Origin of the sequence: Enterococcus spodopteracolus (genome assembly GCF_030441955.1) — a bacterium.
Lineage (GTDB): Bacteria > Bacillota > Bacilli > Lactobacillales > Enterococcaceae > Enterococcus_B > Enterococcus_B spodopteracolus.
The window spans coordinates 200,897-217,352 of sequence record NZ_JARJHD010000004.1 but is presented as its reverse complement, the minus strand read 5'-3'; the positions used below and the strand labels follow the sequence as shown (position 1 = coordinate 217,352).

Sequence of the window (16,456 nt, the reverse complement as noted above, 5' to 3'; positions counted from 1 at the left end):
CTAGTCAAGTGGGATACCTTTGAATGGTTTTCCACAATTTGGACAAAATTTAGGAATTCCATTTGAAAGATCCACTACTTCATGACATTCGCTACATTTCATTTCAAGCTTTGGTTGGCTATTCGCCACTGGTTTTGCAGCACCACAGTTTGAACAGAATTTCCCGGTGTTTTCGGTACCACAGACAGGACAAGTCCATGTATCGTTAGTACCTTGAGCTGTTTGTTGATTTTGTTTTTCTTGTTGTTGCTTGATTTGTTCTTGATTATTTTGTGAGGACTGAGCTAAGTAGGAGCCATTGGCATTCATTCCCATTCCCATGCCCATAAAGCCAGTCATCGCACCGGCATCATTTTTACCTGCAGCTTCCATCCCACGAGCAATCGAACCTTGCACATAGCCCTCACGGACACTAGGATCACCTAACATGGCACCTTCATTACGCATGTTGATGAGTTTGACCGAATCATCTGTGTAAGAGATGCTAGCAACTGCGACAGAAACAATCTCCATCCCACGAAGCTCGCGCCAGGAATCGTCTAACGCTGTGCCCATATATTTGCTTAGTTCTAAACTTTTTGATGGGACATAGGAAATGCGTTGCCCATCAGCGGACATTTGGTTGATCGCTGATTGAAGAGCAGTCAAGAATTCTGCTAAATATTGTTCATTGATATCTGCAATTTCAACATGCGTCTTATTTTTAGGAATTGCATTTGTATAGAATAAGATTGGATCAGTGATGTGGATAGAGTACGTTCCATGCGCACGTAAGAATAATTCTGCATTATAGAAATTATCAAAGTAATTTAATGGCGCGCTTGTGCCAAATTTGATTCCTTTGATCTCTTGTAGATTGATATAGAATACTTGTTGTTTTTGTGGGGTTACGCCACCAAATTTAAAGCGGTCAAAGGTTTCAGCGATTGCACCTTTCAATGAACCATTGAACATGGAAGGGGCAGCATCGTTTTTGATCGTATAATAGCCTTCTTCCGCTGTGTAATCGATGATTTTTCCACCATCTACCAAAAGCATCATCATGTTCGGATAGACATGAACGACTGTGCCATCTGTCAATACATCTTCTGTACCTTTTCGATTGGATCCTCGTTTATCGTCTTTACGCACCTTGACACCTTTTGTCATGACTGTGGTGTCGCTCATATTGTCTGGTTCAATGATTTCGATCCATTGATCTGCTAATCCGCCGCCGATCATGCTAGTTGCTGCTTTAATAAGTCCCATAAAAATTCCTCCCTGTGAGCAAGTATTTTTTTACTACGTATATGTTTGTATTATACCATAGGAGACTGAAAATGCTCTCAGTCGAAAGATGTAGAATACCAGAGCGACTATTTTCCACGTTCAGCCATACGTTTTAGAACTGAACTTTTTTAGAATCTGGATAAATACTGTTCAAGGCGCAACTCTTTGAACACAGCTAAAAAAAAATCAACTATGAAATAGCTATTTTGGATGTTTCTGTCTAATCGTCTAGAGTTAATGGCTTCTTTCACAACTTAGATAAACGATGTTCGAAATTGGTATTTAGCCGAAACATCCCAAAATATGAGCAGCTTTTTTGAATGGTAAGGCTTATTTCTGAGTATTGTTCACTTCTGTTATAACCGAATAAAGTATAGTAGTTTTTTTTTGCTAAATCACGTATAATAAAAGTTAGTGAATTTTTCAAAAGAAGGGGGATCCTTATGGCATATCAAGCACTTTATCGTGTGTGGCGTTCACAGAGATTTGAGGATATCGTTGGACAAAAAGCTGTGACACAAACATTAAAAAATGCGATTGTTTCCCATAAAACCTCACATGCCTATTTGTTTACAGGACCAAGGGGGACAGGGAAAACAAGTGCGGCAAAAATATTTGCCAAGGCGATCAATTGCCCAAACAGCAAAGATGGTGAACCTTGTAATCATTGTGAGATGTGTCAGTCGATTACGACTGGGACACAAGAAGATGTCATTGAAATCGATGCGGCAAGTAACAATGGTGTTGAGGAGATCCGTTTTATCAGAGATCGAGCAAATTATGCACCAACAAAAGCCGCTTACAAAATTTATATCATTGATGAAGTCCACATGCTTTCGACTGGAGCGTTCAACGCTTTACTGAAAACACTGGAAGAACCAAAAGAAAGTGTTATTTTTATTTTAGCAACCACTGAACCGCACAAAATCCCTGCAACGATCATCTCGCGAACACAACGTTTTGATTTCAAACGGATCAATGCAGCAGATATTACCGAACATTTAGAATATATCTTGGATCAAACAGAGATTGCTTACGAAGCGCCTGCGTTGACTGTCATCGCACGAGCAGCAGAAGGTGGGATGCGGGATGCGTTAAGTATTCTTGACCAAGCGATTTCTTTCAGTGATGGTACGATCACGTTGGATGATGCAATGCAAGTCACGGGGAGTTTGACGAATGAGATGATGGATGCTTATCTATCCGCTTGTTTTAGCAAAGAGATCCCACAAGCCTTACAAGAATTGAATCAAATTTTAGCGGCAGGAAAAGAATCACGGCGCTTTTTAGAAGATCTGTTGTCTTATTGCCGTGATCTATTGATGTTTCAGCAAGCACCAAATCTATTACAGGAAACCTCACATGTCAAAACAGAAACATTCACGACATTGGCGAAAGAAATCCCGGCACAACGCTTGTTTCAAATGATCCAAATTTTGAGCGATACACAAAATGAAGTGCGTTTTACAAATAATGCGACCATTTATTTAGAGGTTGCGACAGTGAAACTAGCTCAATCTTCAGCAAATGAAAGTCAGCAAGGGCCTAGTGAGATCGATCAGCAACAAGTAAGACAGTTGCAACAAGAGATCCAAGAGCTGAAAAAGGAAATCAAAGAAATCAAAAATGGCACGGTGAAAGTCATTGCGAATCAGCAAACGACGCAATCACCTGTTCAGAAAAAACAGCCAAGTACATACCGTATTCCCACGGAACGGGTGTATAATGTACTAAAAGAGGCGACAAGGAAACACTTGAATGAAGTAAAAGAAGTCTGGGATGATCTTTTGATGAGTTTGTCAGTGACCCAGCGAGCGATGCTCAAAGCAAGTGAACCAGTTGCGGCAGGACCTAAGGGACTAGTGATTGCTTTTGATTATGAAATCGTCTGTCAGCGCGCAGCTAATGACGAAGAGCTTCAATTAGCGATCCACAACCAACTTAGCCGCATGATCAAAGATTATGCGCCAGAGCCTGTCTATATCACACGGGAAAGTTGGCCCGGTCTAAGGAAAAATTATCTCGTCCAAGCAAAGGATGGAGAAGCCGAAGAATCGTTTGCGTCTGATAATGAATCAGACGAGATTGAATTGCTTCCTCAAGAACAAACAAACCAAAAAAATGTAGTGACGAAAGCTGAAGAACTTTTCGGTTCAGCAGTCACAGTCATCGATGATTAGAAAAGGAGAGCGATACTAATGATGCGCGGAATGGGAAATATGCAAGGGATGATGAAACAAGTCCAAAAAATGCAAAAAGAAATGGGCGAAGCCCAAGAAAAACTAAATGAAACAGAATTTACTGGTAGTTCTACGAATGATCTAGTCAAAGTCGTCTTTACTGGCAATCGTCGAATGAAAGATATCCAGATCAATGATGAAGTAGTTGATCCAGAAGATACCGAAATGCTACAAGATTTGATCGTGATGGCTGTCAATGACGTATTAGAAAAAATCGATAAAGAATCCGAAAAAACAATGGGAAAATACACTAAGGGCTTACCCTTTTAAATTTTCCTGAAGGGGAAATGAACATGCAATATCCAGAACCAATTGCCAAACTGATCGACAGTTATATGAGACTTCCAGGTATTGGTCAAAAAACAGCGACAAGGCTGGCTTTTTATACGATCGATATGAAGGATGAAGTGGTCAATGAATTTGCCAAAGCTTTATTGAGCGTCAAACGCGATCTACATTTTTGTAGTATTTGCGGAAATATCACAGAAGAAGATCCTTGTGAGATTTGTAAAGATCCCTCGAGAGATCGTGGCATCATTTTAGTTGTTGAAGAACCAAAAGATGTCATGGCGATGGAGAAGATGCGTGAGTATCGTGGCTTGTACCATGTGCTACATGGTGTATTGTCACCAATGGAAGGTACGGGTCCAGAAGATATCAATATCCCTCCTCTCTTACAACGTTTACATGATGCAGAGGTCCAAGAAGTGATCATCGCAACAAATGCGACCACTGAAGGAGAAGCAACAGCAATCTACCTTTCACGATTGATCAAGCCTGCTGGTATCAAAGTCACTCGGTTAGCTCATGGCTTATCTGTGGGTTCCGATATCGAATATGCAGACGAAGTGACTTTAATGAAAGCGGTCGAAGGCAGACGTGAACTATGATTTTTTGCTACGAGTCAAATCGCGGTAGTTTGATCAACAAAGATTTTCAGATACAATAGAAAAGCAAGAGAAGAGATGGAGGAACAAGTGTGAACGGCTTATTTATTACGATCGAGGGACCTGATGGTGCAGGTAAAACGAGTATCATCAAAGAACTATATCCTCTTTTACAACAAGTAGCAAAAACAGAGATTATTCAAACTCGGGAACCAGGTGGGATACCAATTGCTGAACAGATTCGTGCAGTGATTCTTGATCCCCAAAATGATCGCATGGACGAGCGAACAGAAAGTTTATTATACGCAGCTGCTCGAAGACAACACTTAGTCGAAAAAGTTTTACCTGCACTTTCGAGTGGGAAAATCGTTTTGTGTGATCGTTTTGTCGATAGTTCGTTGGCCTATCAAGGTGCAGGTCGTCGGATCGGCGTAAACGAGATTGCTAAACTGAATGAATTTGCTACAGAAGGAACGACTCCTGATTTTACTCTTTATCTTGATGTGGATTCTGACACAGGATTACGTCGAATCGCTAAAAATCGCCAGAATCAAATCGATCGCTTAGATTCAGAAGGATTAGAGTTCCACCAGCGTGTCCGTCATGCCTATTTGAAATTGGTAGAGGAGCATCCAGACCGCATCCATAAGATCGATGCAAGAAATAGTTTTGAAGAAGTGTTACAATTGAGTTACCACGCAATTATCAACCAATTTCCACAATATTTTGAAAGTCAGGAAGGTGAACGTAAATGAAAATCATTTTAGCAATCATTCAAGATAAAGATAGCAACCGTTTGTCCAATGAATTGATCGATGCAAACATTCGTGCTACTAAATTATCTTCTACTGGTGGTTTCCTTAAAGCGGGAAACAGCACATTTATCGTTGGTATTGAGGACGATCGTGTCGAAGAAGCATTAGAGATCATCAAAAAAACATGTGAGTCAAGAAAACAATTTGTTTCTACTCCAGTAACTTTAGATATTTCAATGGACGGTGGCGTTCCTTATCCTGTAGAAGTAGAAGTGGGCGGAGCAACAGTCTTTGTCTTACCAGTTGAAGGATTCCACCATTTCTAGGAGGAACTATGGCTCAAGAAAACATACTTGCGCAAATGCAACCTCTCGTGTATCAACAACTTCAACGAAGTTTTGAGCATGGGCGTCTCGCTCATGCTTATCTTTTTGAAGGTGAAAAAGGTACAGGAAAGCATGAGGTAGGCATTTGGTTAGCACAACATTTATATTGTACGAATATGAACAACCAACAACCTTGTGGCAGATGCAATAATTGTCAACGGATCCAGAATCAAGAACATCCAGATGTACTCGTTCTTGCACCCGATGGTCAGTCGATCAAGGTCGATCAGATCCGGCGCTTACAAACAGAGTTTAGTCGTAGCGGATATGAATCAAGGAAAAAAGTATTCTTGATACAGGAAGCAGAAAAAATGAATGCGAGTGCGGCCAATAGTTTATTAAAATTTTTAGAAGAACCACCTGGGGATTTTCTAGCGATTTTAGAAACGGAAGCCATTGGTCGAATCTTACCTACGATCCAATCTCGTTGTCAAACCTTGCATTTTCAAGAATTGTCAAAGGATTCATTGATCCAAAAATTACAAGATCAGCAAATTTCTACGGAAAAAGCAAAACTTTTGTCATTCTTGACAAACAGTTTAGGAAAAGCAGTTGAAATCTCAGAAGATGAATGGTTTAATGAGGCTAAGAACTTGATTTATCAATGGTTTGTCTACTTGGATAAAAGAGATACACAAGCCTTTATCTATGTACAAAAACGATTGATGAAAGTATTTAAAGAAAAAAATCAACAATTTACTGGTTTTTCAATTTTAATGTATTATTATCAGGAAGCTCAAAAACAGGCGATAACATCTGGGGAGTATGGTAAAGTCAAACGGCTGAATCAAACGATTGAACGTATTTTGTTAGCAGAACAAAAACTGCGTAGCAATGTGAGTTTTCAAGCCGTCGCTGAGCAATTTGTATTACAAACGATTTTTTGATTTGTCAATTTATATTTTGCGTAATCAAGGAGGCCACAAATGGTAGAAGTAGTAGGTGTCCGTTATAGAGATGCTGGTCATGTCTATTATTTTACACCCGGAGATTCAGAATATGCATACAATGATAAAGTGTTAGTCGAGTCTCAGCAAACTTTACATATCGCAACGGTTGCTATTCCCAAAAGAGATATTGATCTGGAAGATTTACCTGAAACCATCAATCCTATTTTGCATAAAGCAACAACTGCTGAGCTTAAAAAAAGCAACAAAAATGAAGAAGATGCAAAAAAAGCTTTTTTGATTGCGAAAGAAAAAATTAGAGAGAGAAAACTAGAAATGAAGATCGTCCAAGTTGAATATACTTTTGATCGAAGCAAATTGACTTTTTATTTTGCGGCAGATGGACGTATTGATTTTCGTGAATTAGTGAAAGATTTGGCTGCCGTTTTTCGTACAAGGATCGAATTGAAACAAATCGGTGTTCGGGATGAGGCGAAGATGATCGGAAGTATCGGACCTTGTGGGCGACCACTCTGCTGTTCTTCTTTCTTAGGAGATTTTGTCCCTGTTTCAATCAAAATGGCAAAAGAACAAGAATTATCACTGAACCCAACTAAAATTTCTGGCTTGTGTGGTCGCTTGATGTGCTGTCTACAGTATGAAAGTGAAGCATATGAAGCCGCAAAAAAAGAACTCCCTGACTTTGGGAAAACACTTGAAACTCCTGATGGTAAAGGGAAAGTCGTAGGATTGAACCTGCTTAGTCGCTTAGTTAGTGTGCGACTGAACGGACGGGAAAATCCTGTTGAATATGAATGGGATGAACTAAAAAATTTCATCCAAGTAGGTGAGATGAATGGATAAGAGATCATTATATGATGGGTTGAACCAATTGGAGTCAGAGTTACGAAATACATTGACTGAATTAGTAGAGATGAAACATGCACTGCATGAGATCGTTGAGAAAAATACCACCTTAGAGATGGAAAATCAACGATTACGTGAACATCTTCGTGAATTGAACCAAGTGGCGCAAGCTCCAGCTGAAAATGCCAAGCAAGAACTATCGAAATCCCGAATGAATCTAGAAAAGATTTATGAAGAAGGATTCCATGTTTGCTATGATTTGTATGGTTCAAGACGTGAAAATGATGAACCTTGTGCGTTCTGTTTAGAAGTGATCTATCGAGAAAGTGGTCGCTAAATCAAAGGATCTAGTGGCTTCTATCACGGTCAACGAATACCGCAAAGCACTCTTGTTTTGCGGTATTCGTCGTTGAACTACCAGGATAAATTTTTTAATTAGAGTAGCTTCCTTTACTCTGTTTGATAAGGAGAATCATATGTATAACCAAAAGAGCTTTAAAGGAAATCACGTGTTTGGTACACTTTACCTCGTTCCAACACCGATCGGAAACTTGGAGGATATGACTGTTCGCAGTGTGCGGACATTACAAGAAGCGGATTTGATCGCAAGTGAGGATACACGCAATACACAAAAGCTATTGAATCATTTCGAGATCCAAACTCCCCAAAAAAGTTTGCACGAGCATAATTATAAAGAACGTATTCCTCAATTGATCGACTGGCTAAAAGAAGGAAAAATGATAGCACAAGTAAGCGATGCGGGCATGCCATCTATCAGTGATCCTGGGCATGAGCTTGTTGTTGCTTGTATCAAGCAAGATATTCCAGTCGTAGCATTGCCAGGACCTACCGCCGGAATGACTGCATTAATTGCTTCAGGTCTAGTTCCGCAGCCATTTTTATTTTATGGGTTTTTACCTAGAAAGAAAAAAGAACAAAAAACGATGTTGGAATCGCTGCGCAATCAAACAGCAACATTGATTTTTTATGAGTCACCTTATCGCGTAGTCGCAACGCTGACCAATATGTTGGAAGTGTTTGGTAATCGTCAAGTTGTGCTTTGTCGAGAATTGACGAAGATTCATGAAGAATATTTACGCGGAGACATTGAAGAATTACTTGGTTATTTAGAAAAACAGCCGATCAAGGGAGAATGCTGTTTACTTGTTGAGGGGAGTAACGAAGAGATCGTACCAAGTGAACAACTTCAAGGTACGTTAAAAGAACAGGTACAACAATTAATTGAGCAAGGAGAAAAAACTAACGTGGCAATCAAAACGATTGCAGTCAAAAATGGAATAAAAAAACAAGAAGTTTATCGTCAGTTCCATGAATTGGATGATTAACTTTTTATAAAAAATCGTTCAGAGGCTTGCTGTGGTGAACAGTCTTTTGAACGACTTTTTTCTTATAATCAATTAAGCACGAGGTACAGCTTCTTTGAAAAACGAACCTCCTAACTTGAAAGGGAACAAAAGTTCGTGTATAATGAAATGGGGTGAGTCTGATGGAATTACAGTTTCCTTTACATAATAATACATCTAGAAAAATCATTCATATCGATATGGATGCTTTTTTCGCGTCCGTTGAAGAACGAGATCACTCTGAGCTTCGTGGAAAACCCTTAGTGATTGCCAGACATCCCAGTGATACTGGCGGGCGTGGGGTAGTGACGACGGCTAACTATGAAGCACGTAAGTTCGGCATCCATTCCGCAATGAGTGCCCAAAAAGCCTATGAACTTTGTCCAGAAGCGATTTTCAAACCTGGAGACCACCAAAAATACAGTGCGATATCAAAAGAAGTCAAGGAGATTTTTTATCGCTATACAGACTTAGTCGAACCAGTTAGTATTGATGAAGCTTATTTAGATGTCACGAATAATAAAATCAATTGTAAATCAGCGATTAAAATCGCCCGAATGATCCAACTTGATATTTGGCAAACGGTGCATCTGACTTGTTCGGCTGGTGTCAGCTATAATAAATTTTTAGCGAAACTCGCATCAGATTTTCAAAAACCTAAAGGAATGACAGTCGTCACCCCCGAAGAAGCTGTCGATTTCTTAAAAGCATTACCAATCGAAAAATTTCATGGTGTTGGTAAGAAAACTGTTCCTAAAATGCATGAATTAGGTATTTTTACAGGAGAAGATCTTTATCAATGTACTGAAATGATGTTGATCCAACAGTTTGGTAAAATGGGGTATTCGTTATATCGAAAAGTAAGAGGTATTCATGATTCGCCGGTCAATGTCACCCGCGAGCGTAAGTCAGTCGGTAAAGAACATACGTATGGACAACCACTAAGAACAGAAGAAGAAGTTCTTGGTCAGTTGCGTCAGCTGGCTGAGAAAGTGGAAGATTCTCTCCGACGTGTCCAAAAACATGGAAAAACAGTTGTCTTGAAGGTCCGTTATACCGATTATTCTACAGTAACGAAGCGAGTGACATTACCAGAATATGTCTATAAAAAAGAAGCGCTGTTTTATCAAGCCAGTCTGATCTGGGAAGAGATTTTAGGGATAGAGAAGGGGATTCGTTTATTAGGTATCACACTGACGAATTTAGATCCGATGACTTATGAGAATATTGTGTTACCTTTGTGGGAAACGCAAACGATAGAATCAGAAATAGAATAAAGAATGCTCCATCTTAGACTTTGAGACAAAAGCGAAATTCACTTCTGTCTTGGCCTTTTAGATGGAGCATTCTTTATTGTGTTCAATCAAAACTGAGTATAGTTAAATCAATTCTTGTTTTTTTATTTGTTCATATGTTTGCGTAGCATCTGTACATTTTTCCCAGATGACGACTTGTTTTTCAGCAAGCGATCGTTGCACGTCAATGATACGCTGATTGCTACTTCCACGAAATTGTAATTTGAAATCTCTTTTTGACCATTCAAAACGGCCATCAACAAGAATATCGATTTTCGAGAGCAGTTCTAATTTATCTTCCGAATCTTGTAATAATTCATCGAAGGTATAACCGGTCCAAGACCAGATGTCTTTGCTGTGACCAAATTCTTGGCGGATTCGCTCGACTAAACGTAGGCAAACATTCGTATTCAAAAAAGGTTCACCGCCTAAAAGTGTCAATCCTTGGACGTAATCATTGCGTAGATCAGCCATGATCTGTTCTTCCAGTTCTGGAGTGAATGGTTTGCCGTAACGGAAATTCTGAGCGGCTTTGTTAAAACAACCTTCACAGGCAAATAAACAGCCACTTACATATAAGCTATTACGAACACCTTCGCCATCTACAAAGTTGAACGGTTTATAATCGGCAATATAGTCATGACTATAATCTTGAGCCAGCCATTCTTTAGGTTTAGGATTTCTCATAGTAAAACTTCTTTCATTATAAAATGGTATCCGTTATAAAAAATTCTTGAAGGTCGTAGGAGACATAAGAAAATAGCCAGAGAAAGGGTGCTATCTCTCATATGATATGGAGTTGGATGTTTTTTTCACAACCTTATCTACGGTGTTCAAGAAGCAATACTTCGGTAATAAGTCAAAAAAATCTAAAATGAAACAGCCATTTTTGATTTTTCTGTCTTATTACTCAGTACTAAACGCTTCTTTCACAACCTTACTTCATATGTTTCACGCGTGATGAGATTTCTTTGTGTCTGCCGTGGACCATTGGGCGGGCTTGTGGGTTTCCTAGATAGCCGCATGTTCGTTTGACTACGTCACATGTTTTTGGATCGTGATTGCCGCATTCTGGGCATTCAAAGCCACGTTCAGTTGGTTGGAAATCTCCTTCAAAACCACATTGGTAGCAATGATCGATCGGCGTATTGGTTCCTAAATAGCCTACTTTATCATAGGCAAAGTCCCAAACAGCTTCTAATGCTTTAGGATTTTGTTGCAACACTGGATATTCACAGTAATGGATAAAGCCACCAGAACAGTATTTTGGATAGTCTTTTTCAAATTCAAGCTTTTCAAATGGCGTTGGATTTTTACGCACATCATAGTGGAAACTATTAGTATAATATTCTTTATCTGTGATATTTTCAACGATACCGAATTTTTCTGTATCTAAACGACAAAAACGATCCGTCAAGCTTTCGCTTGGTGTGGAGTATACACTGAAGTGATAGCCATATTCATTTCCCCAAGCGTCTGCATTAGCTTTTAGTTTTTTCACGATATCTAGAGTGAAGTCTTTGGCTTCTGCATTATTTTCCCACGCACCGCCAAAGAAAGAAGCAGCGACTTCATAAAGTCCGATGTAGCCTAATGAAACAGTTGCTCGACGATTTTTAAATAATTCATCTACAGCATCGGTACGAGATAGTCGTTTACCGAATGCACCATACATGTAAAGGATCGGTGCATTTGCAGGAATCGCTTCTTTACAACGTTCGACTCGATAAACTAAGGCATCTTTCATGATTGACAAGCGATCTGAAAGTAATTGCCAGAATTTTTCTTGGTCACCGTCTGCTTCTAAGGCGATCCGCGGCAAGTTCAACGTAACCACACCTAGATTCATTCTTCCGACATTCACTTCTTCACCGTTCTCGTCTTTCCAACCTTGTAAGAAGGAGCGACAGCCCATTGGTACTTTGAAACTTCCTGTCAATTCAACGATCTTGTCATAATTTAGAATATCTGGGTACATTCTTTTTGTGGCACATTCTAAGGCTAATTGTTTGATGTCATAGTTTGGATCAGTTGGTTTCAGATTGATTCCGTCTTTTAGTGTAAATATCAATTTGGGGAAGATCGCTGTCCGTTTCTCACTTCCTAATCCATTGATTCGGATTTGTAAAATCGCTTTTTGGATTTCTCGTTCAAACCAATTTTTACCTAGACCGAAGCCGAGTGAAGTAAAAGGCGTTTGTCCGTTGGAAGTGAAAAGTGTATTGATCTCATATTCCAAACTTTGCATAGCATCAAAAATATCTTTTTTGGTTTTTGCTTTTGCATAGGCTTCTTGCCGTTCGGGTGTGTCGATCCATTCTTTGGCATCAATTAAATGCTTTTTGTAATTTAATTGTGCAAAAGGAGCAAGCAATTCATCTGTACGATCGGCAGAACATCCGCCATATTGGCTAGATGCAACATTGGCAATGATCTGTGAGATCTGTGCCGTTGCTGTTTGGATCGATTTTGGTGATTCGACTTCTGCATTTCCGATTTTAAACCCGTTATTCAGCATACCTTTGAAGTCGATCAAACAGCAATTTGTCATTGGTGTATACGGATGGTAATCGAGATCATGATAATGGATATCGCCTTTTTGATGTGCGTTGGCAATATGCGGTGGAAGTAATTTCAATCCGATCGATTTCCCAACGATGCCAGCAGTCAAGTCACGCTGTGTATTGAATACATTACTATCCTTGTTCGCATTTTCGTTGACAACACTTTGGTCTTTATTGATCAGTTTCTCGATTGAAAAGTTGATATCTGTTGCTTTACTACGAGCAAAATCACGTTTTGTTCGATAATGGATATATTCTTCTGCTAAGGCATATTCGTTTTTTTCTAACAAAATATGTTCAACGATGTTTTGGATCTCATAGATTTTTACGTTATTTGCGAAGCGATTTTTGATTTCTTTGATCACAAGTTCTGCGATTGATTGGATCTTTTCGTACGTAATAGGAGATAAGGAACCGTGAATTTTCTTTTCTGCTTTGATCAGTGCGGCATTTATTTTCTGTTCATCAAATGGTACCTCGCGTCCATCGCGTTTGATGACAGTCATTTTTTTGGTTTCAGGCTGTTTTTCTAGCACAGCCATTTCTTGATCTGTTCGTTTCATTTTCTTCAGCTCCTACAAAAATTGTTCTTGTCTATCATAAAACAAATTGAAGAAAGGAGCAACTAATTATCTGCTACATATAGTGTTTTATCCCTGTATAATTGAATGAGTATACTATATATGGTGTATATTATCTTGTGAAAAAAAGTGAAAACGTGCAGTATCAGCTTTTGAAAAATACGTATTATTTTTTTTTGAATAAAAAAATTGAATAAAAAAAATTCAGGATAATTTTCTTGAGTGACCAGGTGACAAAATCAAAAGGGAAAAAAATGAAAGGATGTGCTACTATTCAATTAAGGATAAAGGTGGAGGACTAGCATGAGTAAAATAATCGAAGTAAAACATTTAAGTAAAAGTTATGGAAGTAGTAAATCACCGGTTAAGGTGTTAGACAATGTTTCTTTTTCAGTTGAAGAAGGAGAGTTTATTGGCATCATGGGACCAAGTGGAGCGGGAAAGACGACTCTGATGAATATCTTATCAACGATCAATCTACCAACGATGGGCAGTGTGATGATCCAAGGAAATGAAATCACAAAAATGAAAAAACATGAATTGAGTGATTTCAGACGAAAAAAAATTGGCTTTATCTTTCAAACGTTCAATCTTATAGATACATTGAATGGTAAAGATAATATTTTACTTCCTTTAGCTGTTGAAAATATGGCGAAAGATGAAATGGACCGAAGAGTTTTACATGTGGCCCAGCTTTTGGGGATCGAAGAATTACTAAAACGTTATCCTGATGAAATGTCAGTTGGACAAAGACAACGGATTGCGGCAGCTAGAGCTTTAGTAGTAGAACCAGAGGTGATTTTCGCGGACGAACCAACCGGATCATTGGATTCAAAATCAGCAACAGAATTGTTGAATTATTTAAAAACAGTGAACGAAGTTGAAAAATCAACGATCTTATTAGTGACACATGATCCTTATACAGCTAGTTATTGCAACCGTATTTTATTTATCAAAGATGGGGTGATTTTTTCAGAAGTGATCCGCCGTGGGACAAGAAAAGAATTCTTTGAAAAAGTCATCGATATGCAGGCGACGATTGGAGGAGGCGGTAAAATCAATGCTTTATAAATTAGCCGCAAAAAGTTTTTTAAAACAATCAAGGGGCTATCTTGTCTATTTCTTCAGTTTGACCTTATCGACGATGATCTATTACTCTTTTAGCGCGATGACCTATGACCAATCACTGATTCGAAGGGCAAGTCAAGATGTTTCGATAGATAATATTTTAAAGCTTGGTAGTTGGATCATTACTGTTGTTTTACTCTTTTTCGTGCTCAGTGCTAATCGCTTTTTTCTCAATCGGAGACAAAAAGAGATTGGGATCTATCAATTATTCGGAATCAGCAAATTCCAGATTTCATCAATCTATGTGTTGGAAACGATGACCATTGGTTTTTTTGCTTGTATGTTAGGGATTTTATTGGGAAGTATTTTCTCAAAATTGTTTCAAATGATTTTAGTGCGAATGATGAAGATGGACATTACTAGTCGTTTTTTTATTCCTATCCCGTCCATTTTTGAAACCGTTGTGGTATTTTTTGTTATTCTTTCGGCAGTTTCTCTTTATTCACTATGGAAGATTTGGAGTTATCCCATGAATCGTAGTTTTGGGGAAAGAGAACAAGTGGAAAGTTCAATGTTGCGTATTCGCACAAGGCATCGTTTATTGGGCGTGATCGGAGTATTGATGATTTCTAGCAGCTATTTCGCTGCATTGAATTTCAAAGAAACAATTAGCCAACTCTTGGAAAAAAAAGTAAATCTAGGATTGATGATCGCTTTTCCGTTTTCAATATTGTTTTTCTGCATATTAGGGACCTACCTGTTCTTTCGTTATTCTTTTCGTTTACTGCTCCATTTGTTGAGCGAATCGAGATTTAAGTACCGAGGAACCAATTTTTTGTTAATTGGGAATACACAAATCCATCTGTTAAAAGGCTGGCGAATGAATTCGTTGATCACATTAGTTATTGGCCTATCTTTGGCAATGATCGGCGGAATGATTGGAAGGACGACGCTCGTTGCTCATCGTGAGGAAATTCATGCGCCTGTTTCATATCAATTAGATACTCAAACGGCAGATAAACTGCGACCGATCTTAACAGAAGAGAATCAGAAAATCAGCGACGAATTAGTCTTTCATTACAAAGTAGTAGGGAGCTATTATAATCTGAGTATTGGTTCGGTATCTGGTGGCAATGAAATCAAGCCAGTCAATTTGATTTCTGAAGAAGAATACCGCACCTTTCGCAAAATCAAACCTAGTTTGCCAAACATCAAACTTACAGAGAAAGACCATGCAATTATGTTAGATTCAGTAAAAACGATGTTTCGTGATTTTTCCAGTTATGGGAAAAAGATCTATTTGCCGGATAAACAAGAACTTTTGATCCAACAGGTTCTTCCTGGATATTTAGGAGATGAGAGCATGACCTATTATGGACCGTCCGCGATCTTTGTTCAAGGAATCTTTGGCCATGTAACTGGAGTATATGGAACAACGTTGGTCGTTACTCAAGAAATCTTTGACCGTGTCACTGGATTAGAATATCAGATCATCAATTGGAATGTGACTGGCGGTAATCAAGAAAAAATGACCGAACGATTAAATAAAGAAGTACCTACTAATTGGACACACACGATTTATTATAGTTATGAGATTACTGACCAAGGAATAGTTGGGACGATCCATACGGATGCTTCTAAAGAAGAGGAGAGCGAATATTCAGAAAATAAATTGACAGGACAAACATCACGTTTGAATTATAATGCGCGCTATCCTAGGTTGCGTGCCATTGACCGCCAAATTGGGATCAATATCTTTGTTGCCCTTTTTGTTGGAATGATCGTGATCATTGCAACCGGTAGTATCTTGATGGTGCGACAATTATCCGAAGCTGAAATTGAACGAACCAATTATCAATTGCTGACAAAATTAGGGATTGCTCAACGCAAAACAAATCGGATGATCTATAAACAAAATGCGTTGATGTTTTTTCCACCGATGATTTTGGGCATCACTCATGCAGTATTTGCCATCAATGTGTTTTCTCAATATGTAGAAGGAGCAGACTATTGGTTGGCATACTTTGTTTGTGGCTTATTGATCGTCATTTACCTACTCTTTTACTTTATGACTAGCCGTTTGTATTGTCGGATCATTGAGGAATAAGAAAAATAGAGCAAAAAGGGTATCTTATTCTAGCTGAACGAAAGACAGAATCGAGTTGTACGCATTTATTTTCGTACGGCTCTTTTTTTGTTCTCTTTAGTTAGTGACAAAACTGTTAGCTGTAAAGCGCATTCTGTTAGTAAAACAAATGTTTTTTTGTGGATAGAATGAGTAGAATTTGACTAA

15 protein-coding genes are annotated in these 16,456 nt (G+C 38.7%); 12 read left to right on the top strand and 3 right to left on the bottom strand.

The window, feature by feature from the left end:
* Window positions 1–1,248 carry an SPFH domain-containing protein gene (locus P3R27_RS07740; protein WP_034689082.1) on the bottom strand — a complete coding sequence of 416 codons (1,248 nt, stop codon included), beginning with the start codon at window positions 1,246–1,248 and terminating at the stop codon, window positions 1–3.
* A gap of 464 nt (window positions 1,249–1,712) precedes the next feature.
* Here P3R27_RS07740 and dnaX point away from each other — a divergent pair, with 464 nt between their 5' ends.
* The 10 genes from dnaX to dinB all read left to right on the top strand — a co-directional run bounded on the left by dnaX (window position 1,713) and on the right by dinB (window position 9,932).
* Window positions 1,713–3,449 carry a DNA polymerase III subunit gamma/tau gene (gene dnaX / locus P3R27_RS07735; RefSeq protein ID WP_034689081.1) on the top strand — a complete coding sequence of 579 codons (1,737 nt, stop codon included), beginning with the start codon at window positions 1,713–1,715 and terminating at the stop codon, window positions 3,447–3,449.
* A gap of 18 nt (window positions 3,450–3,467) precedes the next feature.
* On the top strand, window positions 3,468–3,779 hold the full coding sequence (locus tag P3R27_RS07730; RefSeq protein ID WP_034689080.1) for a YbaB/EbfC family nucleoid-associated protein: 312 nt from the start codon (window positions 3,468–3,470) through the stop codon (window positions 3,777–3,779).
* A gap of 23 nt (window positions 3,780–3,802) precedes the next feature.
* Window positions 3,803–4,399: a recombination mediator RecR gene (gene recR, locus P3R27_RS07725; protein ID WP_019722633.1), complete on the top strand. Its 597-nt coding sequence runs from the start codon at window positions 3,803–3,805 to the stop codon at window positions 4,397–4,399.
* An 89-nt stretch (window positions 4,400–4,488) separates the two neighbouring features.
* Window positions 4,489–5,151: a dTMP kinase gene (gene tmk / locus P3R27_RS07720; protein ID WP_034689079.1), complete on the top strand. Its 663-nt coding sequence runs from the start codon at window positions 4,489–4,491 to the stop codon at window positions 5,149–5,151.
* Window positions 5,148–5,477: a cyclic di-AMP receptor DarA gene (darA, locus tag P3R27_RS07715; protein ID WP_010736048.1), complete on the top strand. Its 330-nt coding sequence runs from the start codon at window positions 5,148–5,150 to the stop codon at window positions 5,475–5,477. Before tmk ends, darA begins: the two co-directional genes overlap by 4 nt.
* Window positions 5,478–5,485: 8 nt before the next feature.
* Window positions 5,486–6,424 carry a DNA polymerase III subunit delta' gene (holB, locus tag P3R27_RS07710; RefSeq protein WP_034689078.1) on the top strand — a complete coding sequence of 313 codons (939 nt, stop codon included), beginning with the start codon at window positions 5,486–5,488 and terminating at the stop codon, window positions 6,422–6,424.
* 39 nt (window positions 6,425–6,463) lie between these two features.
* A complete protein-coding gene (locus P3R27_RS07705) occupies window positions 6,464–7,288 on the top strand; it encodes a PSP1 domain-containing protein (protein WP_034689076.1) in 825 nt (274 codons plus the stop codon).
* A complete protein-coding gene (locus P3R27_RS07700; protein WP_010736045.1) occupies window positions 7,281–7,628 on the top strand; it encodes a DNA replication initiation control protein YabA in 348 nt (115 codons plus the stop codon). Before P3R27_RS07705 ends, P3R27_RS07700 begins: the two co-directional genes overlap by 8 nt.
* A 139-nt stretch (window positions 7,629–7,767) precedes the next feature.
* A complete protein-coding gene (gene rsmI, locus P3R27_RS07695) occupies window positions 7,768–8,637 on the top strand; it encodes a 16S rRNA (cytidine(1402)-2'-O)-methyltransferase (protein ID WP_034689075.1) in 870 nt (289 codons plus the stop codon).
* A 158-nt stretch (window positions 8,638–8,795) separates the two neighbouring features.
* Window positions 8,796–9,932, top strand: coding sequence for a DNA polymerase IV (gene dinB / locus P3R27_RS07690; protein WP_200868965.1), 1,137 nt, complete (start codon window positions 8,796–8,798; stop codon window positions 9,930–9,932).
* 102 nt (window positions 9,933–10,034) lie between these two features.
* Here the strand turns inward: dinB and nrdG are convergent, their stop codons facing one another.
* Window positions 10,035–10,637 carry an anaerobic ribonucleoside-triphosphate reductase activating protein gene (gene nrdG / locus P3R27_RS07685; RefSeq protein ID WP_034689073.1) on the bottom strand — a complete coding sequence of 201 codons (603 nt, stop codon included), beginning with the start codon at window positions 10,635–10,637 and terminating at the stop codon, window positions 10,035–10,037.
* A 250-nt stretch (window positions 10,638–10,887) separates the two neighbouring features.
* The gene (gene nrdD / locus P3R27_RS07680; RefSeq protein ID WP_034689072.1) at window positions 10,888–13,077 is read right to left on the bottom strand and encodes an anaerobic ribonucleoside-triphosphate reductase; all 2,190 of its coding nucleotides are present in this window, start codon (window positions 13,075–13,077) and stop codon (window positions 10,888–10,890) included.
* A 321-nt stretch (window positions 13,078–13,398) separates the two neighbouring features.
* Between nrdD and P3R27_RS07675 the strand changes: the two genes are divergently transcribed.
* The gene (locus tag P3R27_RS07675) at window positions 13,399–14,166 is read left to right on the top strand and encodes an ABC transporter ATP-binding protein (protein ID WP_019723768.1); all 768 of its coding nucleotides are present in this window, start codon (window positions 13,399–13,401) and stop codon (window positions 14,164–14,166) included.
* Entirely contained in the window at window positions 14,156–16,270 is a 2,115-nt protein-coding gene (locus tag P3R27_RS07670) for an ABC transporter permease (protein ID WP_034689071.1), read from the top strand. The genes P3R27_RS07675 and P3R27_RS07670 overlap by 11 nt, the downstream gene beginning before the upstream one ends.
* Window positions 16,271–16,456: the final 186 nt, after the last annotated feature.

What these genes read in the sequence shown, in the direction of transcription:
- P3R27_RS07740 (WP_034689082.1), bottom strand. Translation starts at nt 1,248, where the DNA reads ATGGGACTTATTAAAGCAGCAACTAGCATGATCGGCGGCGGATTAGCA.
- dnaX (WP_034689081.1), top strand. Translation starts at nt 1,713, where the DNA reads ATGGCATATCAAGCACTTTATCGTGTGTGGCGTTCACAGAGATTTGAG.
- P3R27_RS07730 (WP_034689080.1), top strand. Translation starts at nt 3,468, where the DNA reads ATGATGCGCGGAATGGGAAATATGCAAGGGATGATGAAACAAGTCCAA.
- recR (WP_019722633.1), top strand. Translation starts at nt 3,803, where the DNA reads ATGCAATATCCAGAACCAATTGCCAAACTGATCGACAGTTATATGAGA.
- darA (WP_010736048.1), top strand. Translation starts at nt 5,148, where the DNA reads ATGAAAATCATTTTAGCAATCATTCAAGATAAAGATAGCAACCGTTTG.
- holB (WP_034689078.1), top strand. Translation starts at nt 5,486, where the DNA reads ATGGCTCAAGAAAACATACTTGCGCAAATGCAACCTCTCGTGTATCAA.
- P3R27_RS07705 (WP_034689076.1), top strand. Translation starts at nt 6,464, where the DNA reads ATGGTAGAAGTAGTAGGTGTCCGTTATAGAGATGCTGGTCATGTCTAT.
- P3R27_RS07700 (WP_010736045.1), top strand. Translation starts at nt 7,281, where the DNA reads ATGGATAAGAGATCATTATATGATGGGTTGAACCAATTGGAGTCAGAG.
- rsmI (WP_034689075.1), top strand. Translation starts at nt 7,768, where the DNA reads ATGTATAACCAAAAGAGCTTTAAAGGAAATCACGTGTTTGGTACACTT.
- nrdG (WP_034689073.1), bottom strand. Translation starts at nt 10,637, where the DNA reads ATGAGAAATCCTAAACCTAAAGAATGGCTGGCTCAAGATTATAGTCAT.
- nrdD (WP_034689072.1), bottom strand. Translation starts at nt 13,077, where the DNA reads ATGAAACGAACAGATCAAGAAATGGCTGTGCTAGAAAAACAGCCTGAA.
- P3R27_RS07675 (WP_019723768.1), top strand. Translation starts at nt 13,399, where the DNA reads ATGAGTAAAATAATCGAAGTAAAACATTTAAGTAAAAGTTATGGAAGT.
- P3R27_RS07670 (WP_034689071.1), top strand. Translation starts at nt 14,156, where the DNA reads ATGCTTTATAAATTAGCCGCAAAAAGTTTTTTAAAACAATCAAGGGGC.